This is a genomic window from Aminobacter aganoensis, from assembly GCF_014206975.1.
GTDB classification, from domain to species: Bacteria; Pseudomonadota; Alphaproteobacteria; order Rhizobiales; family Rhizobiaceae; genus Aminobacter; species Aminobacter aganoensis.
In genome coordinates this window covers 631996-658108 of the sequence record NZ_JACHOU010000001.1, presented here as the reverse complement: position 1 = coordinate 658108, position 26113 = coordinate 631996, and the positions used below count along the sequence as shown (strand labels likewise).

General features: G+C 65.7%; 28 protein-coding genes and 1 tRNA gene. 11 read left to right on the top strand and 18 right to left on the bottom strand.

The features are described from left to right. Positions 1-7 precede the first annotated feature (7 nt). Positions 8-721: an NUDIX hydrolase gene (locus GGR00_RS03220; RefSeq protein WP_055969483.1), complete on the top strand. Its 714-nt coding sequence runs from the start codon at positions 8-10 to the stop codon at positions 719-721. A 127-nt stretch (positions 722-848) separates the two neighbouring features. Continuing rightward, entirely contained in the window at positions 849-1250 is a 402-nt protein-coding gene (locus GGR00_RS03215; RefSeq protein ID WP_377864693.1) for a cupin domain-containing protein, read from the top strand. A 2-nt stretch (positions 1251-1252) separates the two neighbouring features. Here the strand turns inward: GGR00_RS03215 and GGR00_RS03210 are convergent, their stop codons facing one another. Genes GGR00_RS03210 through GGR00_RS03200 form a run of 3 tightly spaced genes read right to left on the bottom strand, consistent with a single transcriptional unit; the run spans position 1253 to position 4479 of the window. After that, positions 1253-2464, bottom strand: coding sequence for an ABC transporter permease (locus tag GGR00_RS03210; protein ID WP_055969478.1), 1212 nt, complete (start codon positions 2462-2464; stop codon positions 1253-1255). 3 nt (positions 2465-2467) lie between these two features. Then, on the bottom strand, positions 2468-3172 hold the full coding sequence (locus GGR00_RS03205) for an ABC transporter ATP-binding protein (protein ID WP_055969475.1): 705 nt from the start codon (positions 3170-3172) through the stop codon (positions 2468-2470). A gap of 8 nt (positions 3173-3180) precedes the next feature. Continuing rightward, positions 3181-4479, bottom strand: coding sequence for an efflux RND transporter periplasmic adaptor subunit (locus GGR00_RS03200; protein WP_055969473.1), 1299 nt, complete (start codon positions 4477-4479; stop codon positions 3181-3183). A gap of 174 nt (positions 4480-4653) precedes the next feature. Here GGR00_RS03200 and GGR00_RS03195 point away from each other — a divergent pair, with 174 nt between their 5' ends. From GGR00_RS03195 to GGR00_RS03165, 7 genes are all read left to right on the top strand, one after another. Further along, a complete protein-coding gene (locus tag GGR00_RS03195) occupies positions 4654-5568 on the top strand; it encodes a PhzF family phenazine biosynthesis protein (RefSeq protein ID WP_055969470.1) in 915 nt (304 codons plus the stop codon). Positions 5569-5670: 102 nt separating this feature from the next. Beyond that, a tRNA-Lys gene (locus GGR00_RS03190) sits at positions 5671-5746 on the top strand. 207 nt (positions 5747-5953) lie between these two features. Further along, complete coding sequence (locus GGR00_RS03185; protein WP_184697833.1) at positions 5954-6892, top strand: glutaminase; 939 nt, start codon at positions 5954-5956, stop codon at positions 6890-6892. Positions 6893-7048: 156 nt separating this feature from the next. Continuing rightward, positions 7049-8989: an AI-2E family transporter gene (locus tag GGR00_RS03180; RefSeq protein WP_055969465.1), complete on the top strand. Its 1941-nt coding sequence runs from the start codon at positions 7049-7051 to the stop codon at positions 8987-8989. 181 nt (positions 8990-9170) lie between these two features. After that, positions 9171-9443, top strand: a complete 273-nt coding sequence (locus tag GGR00_RS03175) for a glycine zipper domain-containing protein (RefSeq protein ID WP_156381056.1) — start codon at positions 9171-9173, stop codon at positions 9441-9443. Between the two features lie 321 nt (positions 9444-9764). Then, positions 9765-9917 carry a hypothetical protein gene (locus tag GGR00_RS03170; RefSeq protein ID WP_162244879.1) on the top strand — a complete coding sequence of 51 codons (153 nt, stop codon included), beginning with the start codon at positions 9765-9767 and terminating at the stop codon, positions 9915-9917. Between the two features lie 128 nt (positions 9918-10045). After that, complete coding sequence (locus tag GGR00_RS03165) at positions 10046-10957, top strand: LLM class flavin-dependent oxidoreductase (RefSeq protein WP_184697830.1); 912 nt, start codon at positions 10046-10048, stop codon at positions 10955-10957. Positions 10958-10960: 3 nt separating this feature from the next. On the opposite strand, the gene GGR00_RS03160 is transcribed toward GGR00_RS03165, so the two are convergent. The 9 genes from GGR00_RS03160 to cobA form a co-directional block, all read right to left on the bottom strand. After that, the gene (locus tag GGR00_RS03160) at positions 10961-11410 is read right to left on the bottom strand and encodes an RrF2 family transcriptional regulator (protein ID WP_184697827.1); all 450 of its coding nucleotides are present in this window, start codon (positions 11408-11410) and stop codon (positions 10961-10963) included. A 172-nt stretch (positions 11411-11582) separates the two neighbouring features. Further along, the gene (locus tag GGR00_RS03155; protein WP_055969455.1) at positions 11583-12605 is read right to left on the bottom strand and encodes a sulfate/molybdate ABC transporter ATP-binding protein; all 1023 of its coding nucleotides are present in this window, start codon (positions 12603-12605) and stop codon (positions 11583-11585) included. Continuing rightward, entirely contained in the window at positions 12602-13510 is a 909-nt protein-coding gene (cysW, locus tag GGR00_RS03150) for a sulfate ABC transporter permease subunit CysW (protein ID WP_184697824.1), read from the bottom strand. Before cysW ends, GGR00_RS03155 begins: the two co-directional genes overlap by 4 nt. A 1-nt stretch (position 13511) precedes the next feature. Beyond that, complete coding sequence (gene cysT, locus GGR00_RS03145) at positions 13512-14333, bottom strand: sulfate ABC transporter permease subunit CysT (RefSeq protein ID WP_055969448.1); 822 nt, start codon at positions 14331-14333, stop codon at positions 13512-13514. Positions 14334-14513: 180 nt separating this feature from the next. Then, positions 14514-15500 (bottom strand): sulfate ABC transporter substrate-binding protein, encoded by a 987-nt coding sequence (locus tag GGR00_RS03140; protein ID WP_184697821.1) that lies wholly within the window; start codon positions 15498-15500, stop codon positions 14514-14516. Positions 15501-15687: 187 nt separating this feature from the next. Beyond that, positions 15688-16698, bottom strand: a complete 1011-nt coding sequence (gene cobT / locus GGR00_RS03135; RefSeq protein WP_184697817.1) for a nicotinate-nucleotide--dimethylbenzimidazole phosphoribosyltransferase — start codon at positions 16696-16698, stop codon at positions 15688-15690. A 24-nt stretch (positions 16699-16722) separates the two neighbouring features. Next, a complete protein-coding gene (gene cobS / locus GGR00_RS03130) occupies positions 16723-17481 on the bottom strand; it encodes an adenosylcobinamide-GDP ribazoletransferase (protein WP_184697814.1) in 759 nt (252 codons plus the stop codon). 1 nt (position 17482) lies between these two features. Continuing rightward, complete coding sequence (locus tag GGR00_RS03125) at positions 17483-18796, bottom strand: cobyrinic acid a,c-diamide synthase CobB (protein ID WP_055969438.1); 1314 nt, start codon at positions 18794-18796, stop codon at positions 17483-17485. Then, positions 18793-19578, bottom strand: a complete 786-nt coding sequence (gene cobA, locus GGR00_RS03120; RefSeq protein ID WP_055969436.1) for a uroporphyrinogen-III C-methyltransferase — start codon at positions 19576-19578, stop codon at positions 18793-18795. The genes GGR00_RS03125 and cobA overlap by 4 nt, the downstream gene beginning before the upstream one ends. Positions 19579-19631: 53 nt before the next feature. On the opposite strand from cobA, the gene GGR00_RS03115 reads away from it, so the two are divergent. Continuing rightward, positions 19632-20747: a cobalt-precorrin-5B (C(1))-methyltransferase gene (locus tag GGR00_RS03115; protein ID WP_246441259.1), complete on the top strand. Its 1116-nt coding sequence runs from the start codon at positions 19632-19634 to the stop codon at positions 20745-20747. Here GGR00_RS03115 and cobM read toward each other — a convergent pair. From cobM to cbiE, 3 genes are read right to left on the bottom strand one after another with little or no spacing between them, the layout of a single operon-like run. After that, positions 20714-21478 carry a precorrin-4 C(11)-methyltransferase gene (gene cobM, locus GGR00_RS03110; protein WP_184697811.1) on the bottom strand — a complete coding sequence of 255 codons (765 nt, stop codon included), beginning with the start codon at positions 21476-21478 and terminating at the stop codon, positions 20714-20716. The two genes, GGR00_RS03115 and cobM, sit on opposite strands and share 34 nt — an antisense overlap. Continuing rightward, positions 21475-21861, bottom strand: coding sequence for a cobalamin biosynthesis protein (locus tag GGR00_RS03105; RefSeq protein ID WP_184697808.1), 387 nt, complete (start codon positions 21859-21861; stop codon positions 21475-21477). Before GGR00_RS03105 ends, cobM begins: the two co-directional genes overlap by 4 nt. Next, positions 21858-23087, bottom strand: a complete 1230-nt coding sequence (gene cbiE / locus GGR00_RS03100) for a precorrin-6y C5,15-methyltransferase (decarboxylating) subunit CbiE (RefSeq protein WP_184697805.1) — start codon at positions 23085-23087, stop codon at positions 21858-21860. The genes GGR00_RS03105 and cbiE overlap by 4 nt, the downstream gene beginning before the upstream one ends. Positions 23088-23241: 154 nt before the next feature. Here cbiE and GGR00_RS03095 point away from each other — a divergent pair, with 154 nt between their 5' ends. After that, positions 23242-24006, top strand: coding sequence for a cobalt-precorrin-6A reductase (locus tag GGR00_RS03095; protein WP_184697803.1), 765 nt, complete (start codon positions 23242-23244; stop codon positions 24004-24006). Here GGR00_RS03095 and GGR00_RS03090 read toward each other — a convergent pair. Genes GGR00_RS03090 through GGR00_RS03080 form a run of 3 tightly spaced genes read right to left on the bottom strand, consistent with a single transcriptional unit; the run spans position 23970 to position 26112 of the window. Then, positions 23970-24734, bottom strand: coding sequence for a precorrin-3B C(17)-methyltransferase (locus GGR00_RS03090; protein ID WP_184697799.1), 765 nt, complete (start codon positions 24732-24734; stop codon positions 23970-23972). The genes GGR00_RS03095 and GGR00_RS03090 overlap by 37 nt on opposite strands. Then, positions 24731-25483, bottom strand: a complete 753-nt coding sequence (locus GGR00_RS03085; protein ID WP_055969418.1) for a precorrin-2 C(20)-methyltransferase — start codon at positions 25481-25483, stop codon at positions 24731-24733. Before GGR00_RS03085 ends, GGR00_RS03090 begins: the two co-directional genes overlap by 4 nt. Then, positions 25480-26112: a precorrin-8X methylmutase gene (locus GGR00_RS03080; RefSeq protein WP_184697796.1), complete on the bottom strand. Its 633-nt coding sequence runs from the start codon at positions 26110-26112 to the stop codon at positions 25480-25482. Before GGR00_RS03080 ends, GGR00_RS03085 begins: the two co-directional genes overlap by 4 nt. Between the last annotated feature and the right edge of the window lies 1 nt (position 26113).

Genomic DNA, 26113 nt, shown 5'->3' with positions numbered 1-26113 from the left:
CCAAGCCTTGGCATTCGACATTCCGCGCAACCAGATCCTGCCGGTCGACGTGGTCGACGTGCGCCTCGATGCGGAGCCGCATCCCTTCGAGCGCGACAATGCCGAAGCCATCGCCGCAAACTGGGCGGCGGAGAAAGCGGCGCGGCCAGCGCTTTTCGACGGCACGGTGGTGCTCCTGTCGGAACTCGCCTACGGCGACAACCGGCTGACCGGCCGATGCCATGCCATCCGCTACTCGACCTTCATGCTGTGGCGCAGACTGAAGCCGGTGACGAGCGCCGAGCACGCTTTCGCGCATGCCATGCTGATTTCGAGCGACGATAAGCTGGTGGCGATCCGCATGGGCGCGCATACGGCCAATGCCGGCAAGGTGTACTTTGCCGCTGGCTCCTTTGAGCCGGAGGACTTTCGCGACGGCCTCGTCGACCTCGACTACAACATGGCGCGCGAGGTGCGCGAGGAGACCGGCCTCGACCTTGGCACGGCCAGCCGTGAGGAACGCTGCCATGCGCTTTCGGTGGAAAGCGGCACGGCCATCGTGCGTTGCTACCGCCTGGCGGCAACGGCCGACGAGGTGGCGGCGCAGATAGCCAGGTTCGTTGCCGACGATCCCGCCCCCGAGATCGAAGGGCCGGTGATCATTCGCGGCATGGACGACCTGCCCGAGGGCCTGATGCCGCATATGCGCCCTCTGGTGGAATGGCATTTCTCCCGGCGCTAGCCGTCTCACCCACACCCTCTTGCTGACGGTGCGCGCCAGGCGCACTGTCGGTGATATTCCAAGGGGGGATTTCATGGTCACATCGATGCTTCGCAGCGGCTACGCGGCGATCGTGGTTTCGACGGCGATGCTGTTGTCCAGCAGCGGGTTGCAAGCGCTCGACAGCGGCAATCCAGGCGCAAAGGTCGTCGTGACGCCATTGGCGTCGGTGACCACGACGGCGAGCGGACAGCCGATCGTGCTGCCGCAGAAGAACGTGCAGGTGCTGGTGTCATCCTTCGAGATACCGCCAGGCGCCAAGCTGCCCGTGCATGAGCACCCGTCCGCGCGCTACGCCTACGTGCTGGCCGGGAACCTCGAGGTCACGAACGTCGAGACCGGCAAGAGCACCAGCTACAAGAAGGGCGACTTCATCGTCGAAATGATCGGCGAGTGGCACCAGGGCGCGAATGTCGGCGCGGAGCCAGTCCAGTTGCTCGTCATCGACCAGGTCGAGGAAGGCACGTCCAACACGGTGCTGAAGCAGTAGCCCTATTCGTGGCGCAGGGCCTCGATCGGATCGAGGCGGGCGCCTCGCAATGCCGGGAAGAAGCCGAACACCATTCCGATCAGCGCGGAGAAGCCGACGGCGAGCAGCACCACGGCCAGGCTGGGCACGAACGGGATCGACAGCGCCAGCGACGCGGCACCTGCCAGTGCCAGGCCGATGGCGATGCCGATCAGCCCGCCGAGCAGCGACAGCACCGTCGCTTCGACCAGGAACTGGATCAAGATGTGCTTTTCATGCGCGCCGATGGCCAGCCTGATGCCGATCTCGCGCGTACGCTCGGTGACCGACACCAGCATGATGTTCATGATGCCGATGCCGCCGACGAGCAGGCTTACCCCGGCCACGGCACCGAGCATGCCGGTCATCGTGGCGGTGGCGCTGGCCATGGCGTCGGCAATCTGGGTCATGTCGCGCACCGAGAAATCGTCCTCGCGGTCGGCGGTGACGCGCCTGACGTCGCGCATGATGTCTTCGATGCGGGTCTGCACCACCTGGGTCGGCGTGGCGTCGTCGGCAGCGACATAGATCGTTTCGATGTCGCGATTGCCGGCGATGCGGCGCTGGAAGGCCGACAGCGGCATCAACACGACATTGTCCTGGTCCTGGCCGAAACCGGAATAACCCTTGGGTTCGAGCAGGCCGACGACCTTGCAGCTCATGCGGCCGATGCGGATGCTGGCGCCGTCGGGGTCGCCGGCGCCGAAAAACTGCCGGCGCACGGTTTCACCGATCAGGCAGGCATTGATGCCGCCGCGCACTTCCGATTCGCTGAACGAACGGCCCGAGGTGACCTTCCAGTCACGCGCGTCGAGATAGGCGTTGTCGGTGCCGGTGATCGAGGAGGTCAGGCTCTCGGTACCGAACACGACGCGCACCTGCTTCTGCGACGCCGGCGAGACCGCGCGGGCGCCTTCGAGATGGGCCGCCAGGGCGGCGACTTCCTTTTCGCCGAGCGGCCGGATCGTCTGCTGCGGCCCCGAACCGGGGGCGGCGGGGCGGCCGGAGCGGACGATGAGCAGGTTGCTGCCGAGTTGCGAGATGTCCGCCTTCACCTTCTGCGTCGTGCCGCTGCCGATGGTCAGCATGGCGATGACGGCCGCGACGCCGATGACGATGCCGAGCAGGGTCAGAAACGAGCGCAGCGCGTTGCGGCGGACCGAGCGAAGGGCAAGGCGGACGGTTTCCCAGATCATCGCCTATGCCGCCTCGAGCTTCTTGGTGTCGGAGGCGACGTGGCCGTCGCGGAAGGCGATGGTCCGGCCGGCATAGGCGGCGATGTCGGATTCGTGCGTGACCATGACGATGGTCAGCCCGTACTCCTCGTTGAGGCGGGTGAGCAGTTGCATGATCTCGTGGCTGCGGGCGGTGTCGAGATTGCCGGTGGGTTCGTCGGCGACGAGCAGCGTCGGCCGCGTGACGATGGCACGCGCGATCGCGACGCGCTGCTGCTGGCCGCCGGACAGTTCGGCCGGGGTGTGGTGTTCGCGGTCCTCGAGGCCGACTTCGGCCAGTGCCTTCATGGCCAAAGCGCGCCGGTCCTGGGCCGGAACGCCGCGATAGATCAGCGGCAGCTCGACATTTTCCACCGCCGTGGTGCGCGGCAGCAGATTGTAGCCCTGGAAGACAAAGCCGATGTAGAGATTGCGCAGTTCCGCACGCCGGTTGCGATCGAGCCGGCCGGCGTCGACGCCCATGAAGCCGTAGCGCCCGGAGGTCGGGGTATCGAGGCAGCCGACGATGTTCATCGCCGTCGACTTGCCCGAGCCGGACGGACCCATGATGGCGACGAACTCGCCCTGGCCGATGGCAAGATCGATGCCGGCAAGCGCGCGCACCTCAGCCTCGCCCTGGCCGTAGGTCTTCCAGACCTTGTCGAAGACGATGAGCGGAGCCGGGCTCATGTCGGTTCTCAATTCGCCCGCGACGAATTCGAGGCGGTGACGACCTGGTCGCCGGCATTGAGGCCGGAGACGATCTCCGTGCGGTCGCCGTCGGTGGCCCCGGTCTTGACCCGGACCGCAACCGGTGCGCCGTCCTTGAGGACATAGAGCGTGCGCGAGCCGTCGGCAGGGGTCGAGGCTGGACGGCTGCGATCGGTCGGTCCGCGCGATGGCCGGCCCAGGAACACGTTCTGCAGGCTGAAGCCGGAGTTGCGTGCGGCGGGGGTGGGTCGGTAGCGGAATGCCGTCGCCGGCACCGTGAGGACGTCCTTGGCCTCGCGCGTGACGATCGAGACGGTGGCGGTCATGCCCGGGCGCAGCAACAGTTCGTCATTGTCGACATCGAGCCACGCATTGTAGGTGACCACGCCATCGGTGGTGACCGAGGCATAGGCGATGTCGCGGATCGAGGCGTCGAAACTGCGGTCGGGGAAGGCATCTACGGTGAAGCGCGCGTGCTGACCCTTGGCGACCGTGCCGATGTCGGCCTCATCGACCGCCGCCTTGAGCTCCATCTTGGACAGGTCGGCGGCGAGCACGAACAGCACCGGCGCCTGCATGGAGGAGGCGACTGTCTGGCCCGGGTTGACCGAACGCGTCAGCACGACACCGTCGATGGGGGCATAGATGCTGCTCTTGGCAAGGTCGGCCTGCTGCAGCTTGAGGTCGGCCTCGGCGATGGCGAGGTTGGCCTCCGCCATGTCGAGCGCGCTCTGGGCGCGGTCGCGTTCGGCGGTGGCTGCTTCGAGCGCCTGGGTGGTGGCCATGCCGCGGCGTGTCAGTTCCTGCGCCCGGGTCAAGGCCTGCGCATTCTGCGACAATGTCGTGCGCGTATCCTCGACCTTGGCGGCAGCCGCCTTTGCCGAAGCCTGGGCACGTTCGATCTGGGCGGAAAGCCGGGTGGTGTCGAGCGCGGCCAGCACGTCGCCTTTCCTGACCTGCTGGTTTTCGACGACGGCGACCGAACGGACGACGCCCGAAAGTTCGCTCGAAATGTCGACCTGGGTCAGGGGCTGCAGGTTACCTGTCGCGGAGACCTCGACGGTGATGTCGCCGACCTCGGCCGGCTGGCTGGTGTAGACGATGCGCTCGGAAGGTGTGCCGAGCCAGGAGAAGGCGGCATAGGCCAAGGCGACGACAATCACAGCCAGAATCAGCCAGAGCCAGCCCTTGCGCCGACGCGTTGTGCGGCCATTGCCATCGAGGCCGAGTGCCGTCTCGATGGATGGCGTGCTCGCCTGATCCTGACGATTTACCAACTGGTCCAAGCCAGACCCCTTTGATGGCTCGAGAAAACCCACTTAGAGCCTGTTGCTCGAGCATGATCTTTCCGAAACCGTTTCCCACCGTTCGGGGTCATGCTCTAGGATCACAGATCGGCCGTGTTGTCCCGGAATTCAAATTAAATTTCGCTCATGTTGCCGGCAGCAGAAGGAGCAAACATGACGATCGGACGCAAGTATTTTATTTACGACGTCTTCACCCAGGACAGGCTTGCGGGCAACCCGCTGGCCGTCGTCGTCGATTCGAAGGGGCTCGATTCGGCTGGGATGCAGGCGATCGCCCGGCAATTCAACCTGTCGGAAACGGCGTTCGTTCTGCCGCCCGACAATCCCAAGCACAAGGCGCGGGTACGCATCTTCACGCCCGACTACGAGATGCCCTTTGCCGGCCATCCGACGGTCGGCACGGCCATCGCCTTGTCGGAGATGGAGAAGAGTGGCGATCTCGCCGGCATTTTCGTGCTCGAAGAGAACATCGGCCTGGTGCGATGCGCGGTCGACAAGGTCGGTTCCGGACTGTTCGCCGAATTCGACCTGCCGAAGCTGCCGGAACAACTGCCGCTGTCGGCCGATGCCGAGGCGATCGGGGCGGCACTCGGGCTCGGGCCGCATGAAATCGGCTTCGAGAACCATCGCGTGTCGCTGTGGTCGGCGGGCGTACCCTACATCACGGTGCCGGTCGCCGACCTTCAGGCTGCATCGAAGATCCGGTTCAACAACGAGGCCTGGTTCGAGTTTTCGCCGAAGAAGAGCGAATTCGCTGTCGCCAGCGCCTATGTCTACTGCCGCGAGACGATCGACCACACCAGCGCCTTCCATGCCCGCATGATGGTGCCGGGCAGCCCGTCTTACGAAGATCCGGCCACGGGTTCGGCGGCGGCCGCCTTTGCCGGTGCGATCATGAACTTCGACAGGCCGACCGATGGCGGGCAGCGATTCTGGATCGAACAGGGAATCGAAATGGGCCGGCCGTCGAGAATCAGGCTCGAACTGGACGTCTCGGGTGGAAATCTCGTCGCCGCGCGCATCGGCGGGCATGCCGTGAGGACCGCAGAAGGCGTTCTCTTGGTCTGAAGCGAAGGAATTTTTGCCGACTTGAAGAAAAAACGACTGGTGGGGTGGACAGCGCAAAATGGCTTGGCTATATGCCGGCCACGGTCGGTTTACCGGTCGAGTGGGTGCGTAGCTCAGTTGGTAGAGCAGCTGACTCTTAATCAGCGGGTCACAGGTTCGATCCCTGTCGCACCCACCAAGTCTTCTCAAAGACTTCCGCTGAATTCTTCATGCAAGATGATACGAAATTCTGGTGCCGGCTTCCGGCAAGAGCCTCTGTCTTTTCCATCGTCGCAAACGCGTTTCCTGTCCGGCCGGCTGGCGCCGGTAAGCTTGTCTTGCTTTAGCGGAGCGCCGATTGTCGAACGCAAGCGCGATTCGGGCCGGGAAGATTTCGGGATAAAATATGCCTAGTTTGAGAGATGTCCTCGACGAGATCGTCGCGGAGATGGCAGGATATTCGGACCGCGGCGCAGTCGCATCCTACATTCCCCAACTCGGCAAGATCGATCCGAACAAGTTCGGCATCGCCGTCACCTTGACCAATGGCGAGGTGCTGGTCGCGGGCGACGCCGACGAACCGTTTTCGATCCAGAGCATCTCCAAGGTGTTCACCCTGGCCCTGGCGCTGGGCCGTGTCGGCGACACCTTGTGGAAGCGTGTCGGCAGGGAGCCGTCCGGCACACCTTTCAATTCCATCGTCCAGTTGGAGCGGGAGGAGGGCATCCCGCGCAACCCGTTCATCAATGCCGGTGCAATCGTCGTTTCCGACGTGCTCCTGGCAGGCCATCAGCCGCGCGAAGCGATCGGCGAGATCGTGAGTTTCGTGCGCTCGCTGGCCGATGACGACACGATCGTGGTCGATGGCGATGTCGCCGGTTCCGAGCGCGTCACAGGCTACCGCAACTTTGCCCTGGCAAATTACCTCAAGGGCTTTGGCAACCTCAATCATGCGCCGGAATTGACCCTGGGCGTCTATTTCCATCATTGCGCCATCGCGATGAACTGCCAGCAACTGGCCAATGCCGGCCGGTTCCTGGCCAACGCCGGGCGCGTTCCCTCGTCGGGGCACACGGTCATTTCGAGCGAACGGGCCAAGCGCATCAATGCGCTGATGCTGACCTGCGGCCACTATGACGGTTCGGGCGAGTTTGCCTTCCGTGTCGGCATTCCGGGGAAGAGCGGTGTCGGCGGCGGCATCCTGGCGATCGTGCCCGGTGTCGCGTCGATCGCCGTCTGGTCGCCGGGGCTGAATGCGCGCGGCAATTCGATGCTTGGCTCGATCGCGCTGGAGCAACTGACCAAAAGGATGAACTGGTCGATCTTTTCGCCGAAACCAGCCTGATCCGTCACGTTTTAGGCTTCTGCCGCGGCTTCCGGCTGCGTCTGACAGGCAGCAAACCTTCAACGGTTAGGCTTGCCCATTGCAAAAGCCGCCGCTCTTCCGCGACTATGGAGTGCGCGTCGTCGGCACGCGGCAATTCAGGGCAGGAGGTCGCGGGTGGTCGAGGCAATTTCGAAGGGCCGAAGCCTGAGTTCCGGCAACCAGCTGTCGCTGCAACCGCATTCCAGGACGGCCTTGCCGACATTTGCCGCCACCGCGGCGGTGGTCGCGATCCTCTACTTCGCCCGCGACGTATTCCTGCCACTGGCGATCGCCGTGCTGCTGACTTTCGCCCTGGCGCCCATCGTCGCCTGGTTGAGGCGGATCGGCGTTCCCAGGCTGGTCTCGGTGATTGCCTGCGTGCTGGCCGCGTTCGGCGTGGTCGCGGTGTTCAGTTTTGTCGTCGTTTCCCAGGTCGGCGAGGTTGCCCGCAACGTACCGACCTACCAGGCCAACATCCTGGAGAAGGTGCGCTCTCTCAAGGAAAGCGGCAGCGGCGGCGGAATCATCGACAGGCTGAGCGGCGTCATCGAACGCGTCGGCCAGGAGATCGAAAAGCCTGAATCGGCGACAGTGCCCGCAGCGCAGCCATCGCGTCCCGACCCGCTGCTGGTCGAGATATTCACGCCGCAGAGGCCGATCGAGACGTTGAAAAACCTGATCGGACCGTTGATCGGGCCGCTCGCCACGGCAGGCCTGGTCATTGTCGTCGTCATCTTCATGCTTCTGGAGCGCGAGGACCTGCGCGACCGGTTCATCCGCCTTGTCGGCTATGGCGACCTGCACCGAACGACCGAAGCGCTGCAGGATGCCGGCCGAAGGGTGGGGCAGTACTTGCTGATGCAGCTGGTGGTGAACGTGGCCTATGGCGTTCCCATCGGCATGGGCCTCTGGCTACTGGGGATACCCAACGCGATCCTGTGGGGCCTGCTGGCCATCGTGTTGCGCTTCGTGCCCTATATCGGCCCGGCGATCGCGATGATCCTGCCGCTGTTTCTGGCACTTGCCGTGGCGCCTGGCTGGTCGCTGGTGCTGTGGGCGGCGGCGCTGTTCATCGCCATGGAACTCGTCATCAACAATGTCATCGAGCCCTGGCTATACGGTTCGCGGACCGGGCTCTCGCCGCTCGCCATCATCGTTGCCGCGATCTTCTGGACGTGGCTGTGGGGACCGGTGGGCCTGGTGCTGTCGACGCCGCTGACCGTGTGCCTCGTGGTGCTCGGCAAGCATGTGCCGCAGTTCGAGTTCCTGGAGGTGCTGTTCGGCAACGAACCGGTGCTCGACCCCAAGGAGCGGCTGTACCAGCGCCTGCTGGCGGGCGATCCGGACGAGGCGACCGATCATGCCGAGGAGATGCTCGAGACCGAATATCTGGTCGACTTCTACGGCAAGGTCGCCATTCCTGCCTTGCTGCTGGGCGAACTGGACCGGGCGCGAGGTGCCTTGACCGACGAGCAGCGGACACGCGTTGCGGCAAGCGCCGTGACGCTGGTGGCCAATCTGAACGAGATCGCCGACGAAGAGGCCGACGAAGACGATGACGATGCTTCGGACGACGCGGCTCAAGCCGATGGCGAGGAGGAAGAGGAACTGCCGGACGGGGCTGGAAAATCGGTGCTCTGCATCGGCGGCCGCGGCGAACTCGACAATGCGGCTGCCGCCATGCTGGCACAGGTCCTGACAGTACAGGGGGCGGCAGCAACGACGGCGAGCCATGCCGACATGGAGCCGTCCAACATCAGGAGCCTGCCGCTCGAAGGCGTCCAGACGGCCGTGGTGGGGTTCCTGAACGCCGATTCGCTGAACCATGGCCGCTTCCTGGTGCGGCGCCTGAAGCGCGCCAAGCCGTCGCTGAGGGTCGGGGTCGTGTTGTGGACCGATGCCGCTGGCGGGGATGCCGGGAAGCTGGCCGGTGACCTCAACGCCGATTTTGCCGCGTTCGGCATGACTGGTGCTGCGATCGGCGCCCTGACCGATGCGCCCGCAGTCCCCCTCAAAGCCGCCAAAAGGAAGGTGCGGCGTCCGTCGCAGGCCCGAAAGAAGAGCAAGGCCGCATAGGCCGATGAGCACCGGCTCACCGACATAGGGGCAACGTCGCCCGATTGCTGCCGCAGTGCGTATGCATCTCAGGAGTTGAAGGGATTCGTGCGATCCGCCGTCCAGAAGGCGATGGATCGATTCCGCTCGTTGCGCATTGTTAGATTCGGACGGGCGTTTAAACCTTTTCGGAGTGATGGTGATGAAGAAACTGGTGATGTGTCTGGCACTGTTGGTGCCGTTGGCGGCCTGCTCGCAGACGGAACAGGGGGCTGCGATCGGCGGTCTCGGCGGCGCGGCGATCGGCAGTGCCGTTGCTGCGCCTGGAAACCGCGCCGAAGGTGCTCTTGTCGGCGGTGCCGTGGGTGCCGTGGCCGGTGCCCTGATCGGTCGGGCGAACGAGCCGAATCGCTGCCGCTATCGCGACCGCTATGGCCGCACCTATCTCGCGGAATGCCCGCGCGGCTATTACTGAGCCGACTATCTTTCATGCGCGATGTCCCGAGGGTGCCGATGCGCCTTCGGGACATCGTTTTTTGGCCGCGGCCCGTGATCGTACGAGCGTGAAGGCAATGGTGGCGATAATTTATCTATCTGTAATTACTTGACTTTTTTAGCAATAGATCAGGTGATTAGCCGCATCTTCGATCTCTTCGCGCTTCGCCGGTGGCTGGCCTGACGGGAAAATATGCTCTGCGGAGTGCATGTCGCGGCAATGCCGTTCCACAATCTTGCCAAAATTAGCAATCGACAAAGTCTATTAATTTTATAGACTAAGGTCATGATGGAGATTGCGATGGCACAGACCCAGTATCTCTCGAACGGCCGCGCTGCGCAGGCCGCGGCCTCGACCGCGCGGCCTGCAGCATTTGCCAGGTTCGGTTCCTACCTTGTCTTTGCGGTTTCGTTCGGCTTCACCGCAGCCGTCGTGGTTGGCCTGGTCCACTAGGCTACCCCAAATGCGCGTCCGGAGGCGGACGCAATCCTCAACCCCGATGATGAAGGCTTATCCGAGTAGCGCGTGAACCGGCGCGGGCGGCGCCAAAGACTGTTCCTGACAAGATGAAGGAGTTTGCAATGCAGATCGACTTCACCCATTGCCCGGGCGGCGTTGCCGACAAGGACGAACTTCACCCTTCCTTCTTTTCCGACACGGCACTGGCCGTGCAGAGACTGCGGCAGCTTGAAAAGGCGGGCTTCAGCGGTGTCCTGATCGACGATGCCGGCGGCCTGCTCGCCAATATGGACCTGGCTTCGCTGGCGTTGCGCAGCACGCAATCGATCGGCGTCCTGGTGTCCCACTGGCCGGGCATCGTCGCGCCGGTGGTGGCGGCCCGGCAATTTGCGGCTCTCGACCAGCTTGGGCCCAGCCGACTGGCACTGCGCGTGCCGCCAAGCCGCGACCTGCGCGAAACCAACGACGATAGCGGCCTGGTCGCCACGCTGGGGCGGACGGATGAATACCTGACGCTGCTCAAGCGGCTCTGGAGCAATGCGCAACCCTTCGAGCATGAGGGCCTGTTCTATCGCATCCATGGTGGCTTCGTGCCGATGAAGGCGGCAGAGGGCGCCGCCATTTCGCTGCAACTCGGCGGATTGTCGGGCACCGCGCTCAAGATCGCCGGCCGGCACGCCGACCGGTTCGAGCTGCCGGCTGGCAGCTTCGACGAAACACGACGGCTGATCGAGCGCCTGAGGGCGGCGGCCGAGCCGTTCGGCCGGACACGGCGCATTCGCTTTTCGCTGCCTGTGCTTGCCGGAGAAGGCGATCAGGCCTGGCAACTCGGCATCGTGCCGGAGCAAGCCGTGGCGGTGCTGGCAAGCTTCGTCGAACTCGGCGTCAGCGACTTCATCGTCCACGGCCTCGACGATGCCGACGCTATCGCTTCGTTCGGACATCAGGTCATGGCGGTTGTGCGCAAGATGTTCAGGCGGCCGACGCCGGCGAGCCCGCGCAAGCGGCCCGTGGCGCTGCGCCAGGTGGTCTGACCCTCAGGCGTGGTGCAGGGCCTCGGCCAGGATGTCGTCATTGGCGGCATCCCGGACCTGCGCGAGGCTGCGGTTGTCGAGCACGCCGGCAATCGCCTGGCGCACCTCAAGCATCATGTGCCTGATCTGGCAGGTGGCCTCGTCGCAGTCGTCGCACGGCTGGTACTGGGTCCGGCTGGCGCAGGGAATGGGTGCCAGGGGGCCGTCGAGCACGCGCACGACATGGCCGATCTTGATCTCAGTCGCCGGCCTGGCAAGCCGGTAGCCGCCGTCCTTGCCCTTGCGGCTCTGGACGAAACCGGCATTTCGCAACTCGCCCAGAATGGCGTCGAGAAACTTCTTCGGGATCTTGTTGGTGATGGCTATGTCGCCGACGAAGGCGAGCTGGCCTGCGGGGAGTTGGGACAGATGGACGAGGGCCTTGAGCCCGTATTTGCCTTTTTTAGTCAGCATGGCGAACGCGTGTCATCGGCTTCCGCTGCCTGTCGCAGCATGAGGTTGCATGCCGAGGATAACGATTCGGCCCCATCGCATTCCGGCTTTCGTCAGAGATAAATTCCAGCGACTTGATATACAAGCCGAAACGCGTTGATTTTCCGTAAGTTTCGCGTGTTTTGGGCCAGAATCAGGCCGTGGCGTAGACCTTGGCCCGCTCGATGGTGATGACGCCCTTCTGCTGGGCGCTGACCACCGTCTCCGGGGCGACGTCGAGTTCGACCGCTTCGCCTGTCGCCGTCAGCGCCAGGATGCGCCGTCCGGCCGGCCTGTCGATGACGCGCGCGACGGTTGCCGCGATGCCTTCGCCCGACTGGCTCCAGCCGAGATCGCTGGGGCGCAGGAAGATGTCGACCGGTCCGTCGGCAAAACCGGGGGCGGGGATCCTGGCGTCGCCGAGCCGTGCGACGCCGCCGGAGACCGCGGCGGAAAAGCGGTTGGTGTCGCCCAGGAAGTTCATGACGAAGGCGGATGCCGGGTTGCGGCAGACCTCTTCGGGGGTGCCTTGCTGGACGATACGGCCCTTGTCGAGGATGACGACGCGGTCGGCGAGGTCGAGCGCTTCTTCCTGGTCGTGGGTGACGAATAAGGTGGTGATGCCGAGTTCCTGATGGATCTCGCGCAGCCAGCGGCGCAGGTCGCGGCGGACATTGGCATCGAGCGCGCCGAACGGTTCGTCGAGCAATAGCACCTTGGGGTCGACGGCGAGCGCGCGCGCAAGAGCCACGCGCTGACGCTGGCCGCCGGAGATCTGTCCGGGAAAGCGCTCGCCCAGGCCATCGAGCTGGACGAGGCGCAGCAGTTCGGCAACGCGCGTGTCGATCGCGCCTTTGTCGCGGCGGACCTTCGACACCTTCATGCCGAACGCGATATTTTCGGCCACCGTCATGTGCGGGAACAGCGCATAATGCTGGAAGACGAAACCGACGCCTCGGTCGCGCACCGGAATGTCGGTGGCATCCTCCGCACCGAAATAGATGTGGCCGGCATCGGCATATTCGAGGCCGGCGACCATGCGCAGGATGGTGGTCTTGCCCGAGCCGGAGGGCCCGAGCAGGGCTACCAGTTCACCGCTTTCGATTTCGAGCGAGACGCCGTGGACGGCACGGAAGGTCTCGAAGGTCTTCACGACGTTGTCGAGGCGGATTTTCATGACGAAACCTCTGCGGAAGCGGTTTTGGGAGCGGCAGCCGGGGCCGCCAGTGCCGGGCCGCGGCGCGCGCGCCCGGCGCCCTGGCGTTCGAGCAGGACCTTGGCCACTAGGGTGACGACGGCGAGCAGGGCGAGGATGGATGCGGCGGCGAAGGCGCCTGCGGTCTGGTAGTCGTGGTACAGCAGTTCGATGTGCAGTGGCAGCGTGTTGGTCTGGCCGCGGATGTTGCCCGACACCACCGAGACGGCGCCGAACTCTCCCATGACGCGCGCATTGCACAGCACCACGCCGTAGAGCAGTGCCCAGCGGATGTTGGGCAGCGTGACCGAAAAGAAGGTACGCCAGCCCGAGGCGCCGAGCGATGTCGCGGCTTCTTCCAGATCGCGCCCTTGCGCTTGCATCAGCGGGATGAGTTCGCGGGCGACGAAGGGGGCGGTGACGAACATCGAGGCGAGCACGATGCCGGGCAGGGCGAACAGGATCTTGATGTCCGCCGATTCAAGCGCCGGGCCGAACAGGCCCTGCAGGCCGTAGACGAAGAGATAGGCGACGCCGGCGACGATGGGCGAGATCGAGAACGGGATTTCGATGACGACCAGCAGGAAGCGGCGGCCCCAGAAGTCGAATTTCGTGATCGCCCAGGCGGCGGCGACGCCGAAGGCGGTGTTGATGGGCACAGCGATCAGGGCGGTGACCACCGTCAGCCCGATGGCGTGCAGCGTGTCGGGATGAGCGATTGCCGCGGCATAGACCTGCAGTCCTTGCGAAAAGGCCTGGTAGCCGATGACCGCCAATGGCGCGATGATGACGATCGCCACCAAGGTCAGCACGACGCCGATCAGGGCGCGGCGGAAGCCTGGAGCGTCGCCGACGCGGGGCGGGCGGCCTTTGACGGAAGCGCTCATCTCAGCCTCTTGCCGTGTAGCGCAGGGCACGCGCCTGCAGGATGTTGGTGACGGCGAGCATCAGGAAGGCGGCAATGAGCAGCACCGAGGCAATGGCTGCGGCAGCCTGGTAGTCGTATTCCTCGAGCCGGATGAAGGCCAGGAGGGCGGTGATCTCGGTTTCCATCGGCTGGTTGCCGGCGATGAAGATGATGGCGCCGAACTCGCCGAGGCTGCGGGCGAAGGACAGCGACAGGCCGGCGAGCAGTGCTGGCGTCAGCAGCGGCAGGATGACGCGCAGGAAGATCGAATGATCGCTGCCGCCAAGCGTTTGCGCGGCTTCCTCAAGTGCCGGGTCGAGGTCTTCCAGCACGGGCTGCACGGTGCGCACGATGAAGGGCAGGCTGGTGAAGGCCATGGCGACCATGATGCCGAGCGGCGTGTAGGCGACCTTGATGCCGGCTTGTGCAAGGACCGAGCCGAACCAGCCGTTTTCGGCAAACAGCGTGGTCAGCGCGATGCCGGCAACTGCCGTCGGCAGCGCGAAGGGCAAGTCGACCAGCGCGTCGACGAAGCGGCGGCCGGGAAAGCGATAACGCACCAGCACCCAGGCGAGCGCCATGCCGAAGACTAGGTTGAAGGCGGTGGCCGCAAGCGCCGACAGCGCGGTGACGCGATAACTGGCGACCGCACGCGGCGAGGAGACGATGCGCCAATAGTCCTCGAAACCGAGGCTGGCCGCCTTGAAGACCAGCGCGCCGAGCGGAAGCGCGACGATGATCGAGACGTAGACGAGGGTTATCCCCAGCGCCAGGGGGAACCCTGGCAGAATGCGGCGCGCCACTGAAATGCCTTCCTGGATACGTCAATGCGGAAAGCCGGCGTGACCGGCTTTCCAATTTTCAACAGCATGGTGACAGCGCCGCGCGTCTATTCTGGACGCGCGAAGGACGCTGCAGCACTTGAGTTGTGCATGATCCTTTTGCGAAAATCGATATCGATTTTCGGGGTCATGCACGTGCGATCAACGCTCGCCGTAGATCTCTTCGAGCAGCCCGCCGGAACCGAAATGTTCCTTCTGGACCTTGTCCCAGCCGCCGAAGACGTCTTCGACAGTGACGAGACGAACCTCGGGGAACTGTTCCTTGAATTCGGCGGCGACGGCAGGCTCATGGACGCGGTTGCCATGCTGGGCGGCGATGCGCTGACCTTCGGGCGAATAGAGGAAATCGAGGTAGGACTTGGCGAGATCGCGCGAACCGCGCTTGTCGACCACCTTGTCGACGATCGCGACGGGGAACTCGGCGAGCAGGCTGACGGACGGGATGACGCTCTCGACCTTGTCGGCGCCGTACTCCCTGGCGATGGAGCGGGTCTCGGCTTCGAAGGTGATGAGGACGTCGCCGATGTTGCGCTCGACGAAAGTGGTGGTGGCGGCGCGGCCGCCGGTGTCGAACACCGGCACGTTGTCGAACAGCTTGGTCACGAACTCCTTCACCTTGGCCTCGTCGCCCTTGAAGGCTTCCTTGGCGTAGGCGGTCGCCGCGAGATAGGTGTAGCGCGCATTGCCCGAGGTCTTGGGATTGGGGAAGATCACCTTGACGTCGTCGCGGACGAGATCGGACCAGTCCTTGATGCCCTTGGGGTTGCCGGCGCGGACGAGGAAGGACGGCAGCGAATAGAAGGGCGAGGCCTGGTTGGCAAAATCCTGCTTCCAGTCGTCGGAAACGAAGCCGTTCTTGACCAGGAAGTCGATGTCGGTGACCTGGTTGAAGGTGACGACGTCGGCCTCGAGTCCCTCGACGATGGCGCGCGCTTGCTTGGAGGTGCCGGCATGCGACTGGTCGACGGTGATGCCCGGGTTCTTGGCGATGAAGGCGGCGTTCTCGCCCGCGAACAGCTCGCGGGCGACGTCGTAGGAGGCATTGAGCAGCTTGTCGGCGGCGGAAGCCTCCAGCGGGTCGGCGAGGATCGCGGCGAGCGCGGCGCCGACGAGAAGGAAACGTTTCATGGGGCTCTCCTGAGACAAGCGGCAAATGGCTGAAGTAGGCCGCAAGATAGTCGGGAGGCTGCGCCAGGAGGAGGCAGAGGCCGGTTGCCTCTGCGCTCATGATAAGAATTTTCTTCTATCTTTTCTGAAACCGAAGAAATCGTTTTCCAATGCGAAGTTTTTGAACTGTTGCCAGGGGAAAGTCCGACTATTTGTCCGTCACGCCGGCTTCGGCAAAGCTCGCCATGCGGGCATGGCATTCCAGTGCCGATCGGACGAGGTTGACCGCAAGGCAGGCGCCGGAGCCTTCGCCCAACCGCATGCCGAGATCGAGCAGCGGCGCAAGTTTCAGCGCCTCCAGCAACTGGCGGTGGCCGGCTTCGGCGGAGACGTGGGCGGAGAGCGTGTGGGCAAGGCCTTCGGGGTGGAGTCTTGCCAGTGGCGCGACAGCGGCGGTGACGACGAAGCCGTCGAGCAGGACGGGCACGTTGTGGTGGCGCGCGGCGAGGGTGGCGCCGAGGATGGCGGCGAGCTCGCGGCCGCCGAGATTGGCAGCGACGGCCAGCGGATCGTTGAGCGTCGCCGCATGGCGGGCAAGGCCGGCATCGATTGCAGCAAACTTGCGCGACAGGCCTGAATCGTCGACGCCGGTGCCGCGGCCGGCCCATTGCCGGCCGGTGCCTCCGAACAGGCCAGCGGCGATGGCCGCGGCCGGGGTGGTGTTGCCGATGCCCATTTCGCCGAAGCAGATCAGGTCGAGGTCCTGGTCGACCGCCTCGTATCCGGTGGAGACGGCAGCGAGGAACTCGGCCTCGGTCATCGCGACTGTCTGCGTGAAGTCGCCGGTGGGGTGGTTGAGGTCGAGCGGGATCACCGAAAGCTCGGCGCCGGCAAGACGGGCGAGCTGGTTGATGGCAGCTCCGCCGCCGGCGAAGTTGGCGACCATCTGCACCGTCACCTCGGACGGGTAGGCAGACACGCCTTGGGCGGTGACGCCATGGTTGCCGGCGAAGACGATAACCTTGACCCTGTCGAGCCTGGGCATGTCGCGGTCTTGCCAGCGGCCGAGCCATGCGGCGATCTGCTCCAGCTTGCCGAGGCTGCCGCGCGGCTTGGTCAGCGTGTCCTGGCGGCGGGCGACGGCATCCGCTGCGGTATCGCTGCCGGAGGGCAGGTCGAGGCAGGCATTGCGCAATTGATCGAGCGATTTGAAGGCCATGTCTGCGAATACTCCAAAACTGAATCAAGCAAGGATGGCGGATGCGACGAACAGCAGCGCGATTTCGGCGAGCTGTTGCAGGGCACCGATGGTGTCGCCGCTCTGGCCGCCGATCTGCGCGAGGCAAAGCTTTCTGAAGCCGAAGAAGAGGATGGCGAGGCACAAGGCGGCAACGATCGCGCCCCGGAGGCCGAGGAAGAGCAGGCCGAGCGCGCCGATGACGAGGGCTGTGACCGCGGCACTATCGGCGACTGTGCCGACGCCGGCGGCAAGACCGTCGATGCGTGCCTGCGGCAAGAGGTGCATGAAAGCTGGGATCAGCGCGCGCGAGCCGACATGCGCGGCGACCAGGGCGGCGAAGACCGGAGCGGGATCCTCGATTTCGGTGATCGCGCTCCAGCGCGCCAGGATCGAAAGCATCAGGGCTGCGGCGCCATAGCTGCCGATGCGGCTGTCGCGCATGATCTCCAGCTTGCGTTCACGCGTGCGCCCACCGCCGAAGCCGTCGGCGCAATCGGATAAGCCGTCTTCATGCAGGCAACCCGTGACCAGCATGGCGGCGGCAATTGCCAGGGCGGCCGCCGGTCCCTCGGCGAGGCCGAGAGCGTGTCCGGCAGCAAAGGCGAGCCAGGCGACGAACGCCACGACGACGCCGACCAGCGGCGCGGTCCAGATTGCGTCGGCAAGCGAACGGTCCCTGACCTCGAAATGCGGCAACGGCAGGCGGGTGAAGAAGACGAGGCCGAGGCGGATGTCGTCGAAGATGGTCGCCGGCTTGACCATCTCAACCTCGCGCGATCGCGTGGAAGAAGGTGCCGGTGACATGGCCGCGCCGGCCGCCGAAGCCGCCGAGCGGGTTGCCCTGGCCATCGGCGATTTCGCCCAAAGGCGTGTCCTCACCACGCTCGATCGTCTGGGCGTAGTGGAATTCGTGGCCACGTATGATGCCGCCCGCAGGGCCGAGCGGGCAGGGTGCCGAGAGTGTCGCCTGGCGGTAGCCGAGGTTCATCTTGCGCTTGGCGAAGCTGGTGGCGTGGCCGAGCAGGCCGAGCATGCCGTGGGTGACGCCATCGGCGTCCTCGATGGAGCGGCCGAGCACCATGAAGCCGCCGCACTCGCCATGGACGGGCCTGGTTTCGGCGAAACGGCGAGTGCCGGATATGAAGTTCTCAGCAGCGGCGAGGCGGCCGGCATGGAGTTCGGGATAGCCGCCTGGCAGCCAGCAGACATCACAGGAGGCGTCGGGCGCCTGGTCGGCGAGCGGCGAGAACTGCACCAGTTCCGCCCCCATGGCGCGCCAGTGGGCGGCAAGGTGAGGGTAAAGGAAGGTGAAGGCGGCGTCCCGGGCGAGTGCGATGCGCTGGCCCGGCGGCGGCAGCGCGAAAGCTTGGTCGCCGGCGGTTGGCGCCAGTGGCGTCGCCAGCGCGATGATGGCATCCAGGTCGAGCGAGCGCTCGACCATGTCGGCGAGCTTTTCGATGTGGGCGAAGAGGTCGGCATGCTCCTCGGCCTGGACGAGGCCGAGATGGCGCTCGGGAATCGACAAGGTCGGGTCGCGCAGGATGGCGCCGACGACGGGCAGGCCGAGCGCCTCGATAGCGTCGCCGGCAAGCTTGCGGTGACGGTCGCTGCCGAGCCTGTTGAGCACCACGCCCGCGATGCGGACATCGGGATCGTAGGTGGCGAAACCCTTGGCGATGGCGGCGGCGGTCTGGGATTGGCCTGAGACGTCGAGCACCAGCAGAACCGGCAGGCCGTAAAGCCGGGCGAGATCGGCTGCCGCGCCGGAACGGCCCTTGTCCGAGGGGATGCCGTCGAACAGGCCCATGGCGCTTTCGAGGATCACGATCTCGGCGTCGGACGATGCATCGGCGGCAAGCGCGTTGAGCAGGGAAGGCGCCATGGCCCAGCTGTCGAGATTGACGCCGGGAAGGCCGGTGGCGGCCGCGTGGAAGCCGGGGTCGATGTAGTCGGGGCCGGACTTCGCGCCGCGCACCTTGACGCCGCGGCGGGCGAGCGCGCGCAAAAGGCCGATGGTGACGCTGGTCTTGCCCGAGCCCGAGCGCGGGGCGCCGATGATGAGTCCGCGCGCTGTCATTCTTGCCCCATCAGTTCGGCGCGCAGCGCAACGATGCCGCCGACGACGATGAGTGACGGCGACACGACCTTTTCGCGCTCGGCGGTGGCGACCAGCGTGCCCAGCGTCGCAGTGACTGTGCGTTCCTCCGGCATCGAGGCGTTTTCGACGAAGGCCGCGGGCGTGTCGACCGATAGGCCGCCGGCCATCAGCTCGGCCACCGTGTCGGCCATGTGGGTCAGGCCCATGTAGATGACGATGGGCTGGCCGGTGCGGGCAAGGGCTGCCCAGTCGGGCCGGTCGTCGCTCACGGCGGCAAAGCCGGTGGCGAGGATGATGGCGCCGTTGACGCCGCGCATGGTGGCCGGGATGCCCGCAGAGGACAGGCCGCCGAAGGCAGAGGTTATGCCCGACAGTACCCGCCACGGGATGTTCTCGCGGGTCAGCACCAGCGCTTCCTCCGCACCGCGGCCGAAGACGAAGGGATGGCCGCCCTTGAGCCGCACGACCTTGCGGCCTTCGCGTGCCAGCTTGACCAGCAGCGCGTTGATGTCGCCCTGTGGTATCGACAGCCGCCCGCCGCGCTTGCCGACGAAGAACTTCTCCGCCTGCTCGGCAACGGCGACGATTTCGGGTGATACCAGTGCATCATGCACCAGCGCATCGGCCTGGGCGAGCGCCGACAAAACGTCCAGCGTCAGCAGCCCGGGATCGCCGGGGCCGGCGCCGGCGAGCCAGACATGGCCCGGCTCGAGAATGCGCTGCTGGTAGTTCAGACGCGAGATGGCAGTTTCAAGGCTCATGCGTGTCGCTTTCGGCGATGACGTTCAGGCTCGGCCAGCCTATAGATCGCGTCATGAATGAAGAAGATCGTCCGCTCAAGCGCGGCTGGACCACCGGCGCCTGCGCCACCGCCGCCACCAAGGCGGCGTGCCTGGCATTGACGACGGGGGCGTTTCCGGACCCGGTCGAGATCGTGCTGCCGGGCGGGCAGAACGTGGCCTTTGCGCTGGCGAAAAGCGAGCGGGGCAACGGCTGGGCCATGGCCGGCATCGTCAAGGACGCCGGTGACGACCCTGATGTCACGCATGGCGCGCTTGTCATGAGCACGGTGCGCCCCGGTGCTGCGAGCAGCGGTGTTGTGTTCAAGGCCGGCAAGGGCGTCGGCACGGTGACGCGGCCGGGCCTGCCGATCCCGCCGGGCGAAGCCTCGATCAACCCAGTGCCGCGCAAGATGATTGCCGGTGTCGTTGCCGAGGTGCTGGGCGAGGGCGCCGATGTCGAGGTCGAGATTTCCGTTGCCGGCGGCGAGGAGATGGCGCTCAAGACGCTCAATCCCCGCCTCGGCATCCTCGGCGGCATCTCGATCCTGGGAACGACGGGCATCGTCATTCCCTATTCGTGCTCGGCCTGGATCCACTCGATCCATCGCGGCGTCGACGTGGCGCGCGCCATGGGTTTCGACCATGTCGCTGGATCGACCGGCAACGCTTCCGAGCTGGCGGTGCAGAAGTTCCATGGCCTGCACGAGGTGCAGCTGATCGACATGGGCGACTTCGTCGGCGGCATGGCGAAATACATCCGCGCCCATCCGGTGGCCAAGGTGACGATCGCCGGTGGCGTCGCCAAGATGACCAAGCTGTCGCAAGGCCTGCTCGACGTGCATTCGAACCGCGGTTCGGCCGATCTCGACGGGCTTGCCGCAGTCGCTGTAGAGGCAGGCGCCGATGCCGCGCTCGAAGCGCGCATCAAGAGCGCCAACACGGTCGCCGAAGCCTTCATCGAGGCGCGCAAGGCCGGCATTGCGATCGGCGACGCGGTTGCGGCTGCGGCGTGGCGCACGGCGGCCGGCGCGCTCAACAGTGCCGATATCGCGCTCGAAATCCTCGTCTTCAACCGCGAGGGCGAGCTGATGGGGCATGCGCCCTTCGCCGCCTGTCATAACCCGTCGCGGCCCCTGAACCGGCGCTGATAATAGGCGTCGTAGAGCGAGCTTTCGCGAAAATCCTCCGCCGCCAGCGACTGGCCGACGAAGATGATGGCGGTGCGTTCGATCGGGTCCTTGGCCAGTTCGGCTGATATCGTCGACAGCGTGGCCCTGACGATGCGCTCGTCTGGCCAGGAGGCGCGGAAGACGACCGCCACAGGGCACTCCGGGCCGTAATGCGGGGTGAGTTCCGTTACCACCTGGTCGATCGCGTGGATCGACAGGTGGACCGCGAGCGTTGCTCCAGTGCGGCCGAAGCCGGCGAGCGTTTCGCCCGGCGGCATCTTGGAGGCGCGGCCGGAGGTGCGGGTCAGCACCAGGCTCTGCGCGACTTCCGGGATGGTCAGCTCGCGCCTGAGTGCTGCCGCTGCTGCAGCAAAGGACGGCACGCCGGGGGTCAGCGTGTAGGGGATGCCGTTTTTCTCCAGCCGGCGGATCTGTTCGGCGACAGCACTCCACACCGAGAGGTCGCCCGAATGCAGGCGCGCGACGTCGTGGCCAGCCTTGTGGGCGGCGACATACTCGGCCTCGATCTCGTCGAGCGACATCGGTGCGGTGTCGACCAGCCGGGCGTCATCGGGGCAATAGGTGAGCAGTTCCGGCGAAACGATGGAACCGGCATAGAGACAGACCGGACAAGTGCCGAGCAGGCGGCTGCCGCGCACTGTGATGAGGTCTGCCGCGCCCGGGCCGGCGCCGATGAAATGGACGGTCAAGCTGTGGCTCCAGAGGTGGCGATGGCGCAGGTGGCGGGGCCGACGGATATGCGCGGGCCGAGCAGGGCGGCGTCGGCGCCGGCGGCGGCGAGGGCGGCGGCTTCGGACACGGAAGGCGTGCCGGCTGCTTCCAACGAAGCCTGCGAGTGGCTGAGCGTGCGGGATGTGGCGGCCGCCAGTGCCGCGTCATCCATGACGAGCAGCGGCAGGTCGAGCCGGCGCGCGGCGGCGAGAATGCCGGGCTCGTCACGTTTCAGGCTGGCGGTGGCCAGCGCCGAAAGCGCGGTGACGACGAGGCCGTGCGCTTCGAGCGCGGTTTCGATGGCGGAAAGAATGTCTTCGTGCGCTGCGCCTTTGCGGCAGCCAATGCCTGCGACCATCATGGCTTGACCCAGCTCCACTGTGTGACCGGCATTGCCGGCCGCCAGCCGGTCATCGCGCCAACGGGGGCGGCGCGGGAGATTTGTAGTCGCAGCAGCTCGCCGCCGTGCGCGGCGTGGCGGGCGAGCAGCAGCGCTTCCATTTCGAGCGTGACGGCGTTGGCAACGAGACGGCCACCGGGACAAAGAGCTGATATGGCCGCATCGAAGACACCATCCTCCGAGCCGCCGCCGCCGATGAAGATCATGTCGGGGGTGGGCAGATCGGCGAGTGCCTCGGGTGCTGCACCCCTGACGACCTTCAGGCCAGGTACACCGCAGGCGCTGGCGTTGCGTTCGATGCGCTCGGCGCGTTCGTCGTTGTGCTCGATGGCGATGGCGCGCAGGGAGGGATGGCAGAGCATCCATTCGATCGAGATCGAACCGGAGCCGCCGCCGATGTCCCACAGCAGCTCGCCACGGCGCGGGGCGAGGGTGGACAGCGTGACCGCACGGATCTCGCGTTTGGTGATTTGGCCGTCATGCTCGAACAGGTCGTCCGGGAGCCCCGAGACGAGTGGCAGGATGCGGGCCTGCGGAGTTGATTCAAGCTCAAGCGCCAGGACGTTGAGCGGATTGATGTTTTCGACGTCGAAAGAGGCGGCGACGCTCGTGCGCATGCGCTCGTTTTCACCGCCGAGCGCTTCGAGCACCGTCAGCCGCGACAGGCCGAAGCCGCTGTCGGTGAGCAGCGCTGCGATCTGGGCAGGCGCTTCGCCGTCGGAGGTGAGCGCGATGATGCGCGCGCCCTGATGCAGTCGCGGGCGGATCAGTTCGATGGCGTGGCCGTGGAGCGAGATGGTCTCGACATCCTGCAGCGCCCAGCCAAGCCGGGATGCTGCCAGCGAGAAGGCGGACGGAGCGGGGATGACGCGCATTTCCGCCGGAGGCACTGCACGGGCGAGCGTGACGCCGACGCCGTGAAGGAACGGGTCACCCGACGCCAGCACGCAGACGCTTTCGCCGCGCAGGGCGACGACGTCGCGCATCTCGTCGTCGAAGGGTGTCGGCCAAGGGCGGGATTCGCCTTTGATCAGCTCTGCGGCCAGCGCCAGATGGCGCTTGCCGCCGAAGACGCGGGTAGCAGACGAAATAGCGCGCTTGGCCTCGTCGCCGAGGCCTGCCACGCCGTCTTCGCCGATACCGACGACAGTCAGCCACTTTTGCACGGCGCTATGTGAGTCTGTCATGTCGCGCTGCCCCTCATCCGCCTGCCGGCACCTTCTCCCCGCAGGCGGGGAGAAGGGAGAAGCGGCCAGGTTGACGACTCCCTCTCCCCGTCATTACGGGGAGAGGGTAAGGGTGAGGGGCCGTTTCCCCCTTATTAGGATAATCGCAGGCGACATGAAGAAGATACTGATCCTGGGCGGAACCACCGAAGCGCGGCTGCTGGCGGCGAAGCTTGCTGCGCGCGGGGATCTCGACATCACCCTGTCGCTGGCCGGCCGAACCGAAAACCCGGTCGCGCAGCCGGTGCCGGTGCGAACAGGCGGCTTCGGCGGCGCGACGGGGCTGGCCGACTGGCTGACCGGGCACGAGATCGATCTGCTGATCGATGCCACGCATCCTCATGCGGCGCGCATCTCGGCCAATGCGGCTGAGGCGGCGCGGATAGCCGGTGTGCCGATTCTTGCTCTGCGCCGTCCCGGCTGGGCACCTGTCGCCGGAGATCGCTGGACGCTGGTGGACACTGCCGAAGAAGCGGTTGCCACGCTGGGCGAGGCATCGCGCCGCGTGTTCCTGGCGCTCGGACGGCAGGAGGTGGCGGCGTTCGAGACCGCGCCCCAGCATGCCTATGTCATTCGCAGCGTCGATCCGATCGAGCCGCCGCTCGGCGTGCCTGATGCGACCTACATCCTGGCGCGCGGGCCGTTCGCCGAAGCCGACGAGCGGACGCTGCTTGAGGCGCACAGGATCGACGTCATCGTCGCCAAAAACAGTGGCGGGCAGGCGACCTACGGCAAGATCGCGGCGGCCAGGCAGCTTGGCATCGAGGTGATCCTGTTCCGCCGACCGCAGCTGCCCGACGTGCCGTCCGCTCCAAGCGTCTCTGCGATGGCCGAGATGGTCGATCATTTCGCCACACCAGTTGAAAAGCGCGGCGTGTAGACCAGCGGGGGCTTGCCGTCACGTTCGATGAGGCGCGTTTCCGGCGAGCCGATGACGACGCAGGTCGCCATGTCGGCCATATCAGCAACGGCCTCGCCGAGCGTTACGATTTCGATGCGTTCGTCGGGCCGGCCGGCGGCGCGGCCGAAGATGACTGGCGTTGTTTCAGGCAAGTGGTTGCGTAGCGTTTCGAACGCGCTGCCGAGCTGCCACGGGCGGGCCTTGCTGATCGGATTGTAGAGCGAAATGACGAATCCGGCCTGGGCGACCGCGACCATGCGACGTTCGACCAAATCCCACGGCTTCAGGTTGTCCGACAGGTTGATGGCGCAGAAATCATGGCCGAGCGGCGCACCGACGCGGGCGGCAACGGCAAGCATGGCGGTGACGCCGGGAATGACCGCGAGCTCGATGTCGCGCCATTCTTTCGGGCCGGCCTCGATCGCTTCGCAGACGGCGGCGGCCATGGCGAAGACGCCGGGATCGCCGCCGGAGACCATGGCGACCTTGTGGCCGCTGGCTGCCATTTCGAGCGCGGCGTTGGAGCGCGAGATTTCCTCGCGGTTGTCGGAGGCGACGCGGGTCTGGTCGGGGCGCAGCTCCAGCCGGTCGAGATAGGGCTTGTAGCCGTAGAAATGGCTGGCTTCAGCGACCGCGCGGCTGGCTTCCGGCGTGATCTGGTCGGGATTGCCGGGCCCAAGGCCGATAACGACGAGGCGGCTGCTCACTTGTCCGCTCCAGGCTTGCCGGCCCAGCCGGGCACCAGCACGATGGCGAAATAGGGTGCGATGTCGTCCGTCTTGTCGACCAGCCGCATGTGCTGCGTGTTCGGCATGGTGCCGCGCTCGACATAAAGCGCGCGGTCGAGCTTGCCGGTCGCCTCCAGCGCCTTGCGGATCTTGGACAGGTTGCGGCCGACCTTCATGATGACGGCGGCGTCGGCGTCGGCGAGGCGGCGGGTGAGCTCGAACTCGCTCATGGTGCCCGGCAGCACCGACAGCACGTCGTCGCCCTGGACGATCGGCACGCCGGTCTGCGACCAGCAGCCTGACATGGCGGTGACGCCCGGGATGACCTCGGTCGGGTAGAGATGCGACAGGCGCACATGCAGGTGCATGTAGGAGCCGTAGAACAGCGGGTCGCCTTCGGACAGGATGGCGACAGTGCGGCCCTGGTCGAGATGGGCGGCGACGGCCTGCGCCGACTCCTCGTAGAAACCCGTGATCGCCGAGCGATAGTCGTCGTGATCCTTGTCGATCTCAATCGTCACGGGATAGACAAGCGGCAGCTCGATCACGCCGTCGCGGAAATGCGCACCGGTGATGGTGCGGGCGTTGCCGTTGGCGCCGCGCTTGGAAAAATGCGCGATCACGTCGGCCTCGGCCAGAGCGCGCACGGCCTTGACCGTCAGCAGTTCGGGGTCGCCGGGTCCGGTGCCGACGCCGATGAGGCGGCCTTTTGCAGCGGAAGCAGTCATACGCCGGGCCTCGCCAGCGAGTTGAGCGCAGCCGCAGTCATGGCGCTGCCGCCGAGGCGGCCACGGACGATGGCATAGGGCACGCCGTAGGAATTCTCGGCCAGCGCGTCCTTGGATTCGGCAGCGCCAACGAAACCGACCGGCATGCCGATGATGGCGGCAGGTTTTGGCGCGCCGTCGCGCAGCTTCTCGAGCAGGTAGAACAGGGCTGTCGGCGCATTTCCGATGGCGACGACGGAGCCGGCGATCTTGTCCATCCAGAGGTCGATTGCTGCGGCCGAGCGCGTGTTGCCGATCTCCTTGGCGATGTCTGCCGTGCGCGGGTCGCGCAGGGTGCAAAGCACCTCGTTATTGGCGGGCAGGCGGGCCCGGGTGACGCCGCGCGACACCATCTCTGCGTCGCAGAAAATTGGTGCGCCGACCTGCAGCGCGCCACGCGCGGCGGAGACGAAGTTTTCCGAGAAGACGAAATGCTCGGCGGCCTCGACCAGGCCGCAGGCATGGATCATGCGCACCGCCACGTCGGCCTCGTTTTCCGAGAAGCGCGTGAGGTCGGCCTCAGCGCGGATGATGGCGAAGGAGCGTTCGTAGATGGCCGTGCCATCATGGATGTAGTCGTAGGCGGCCATG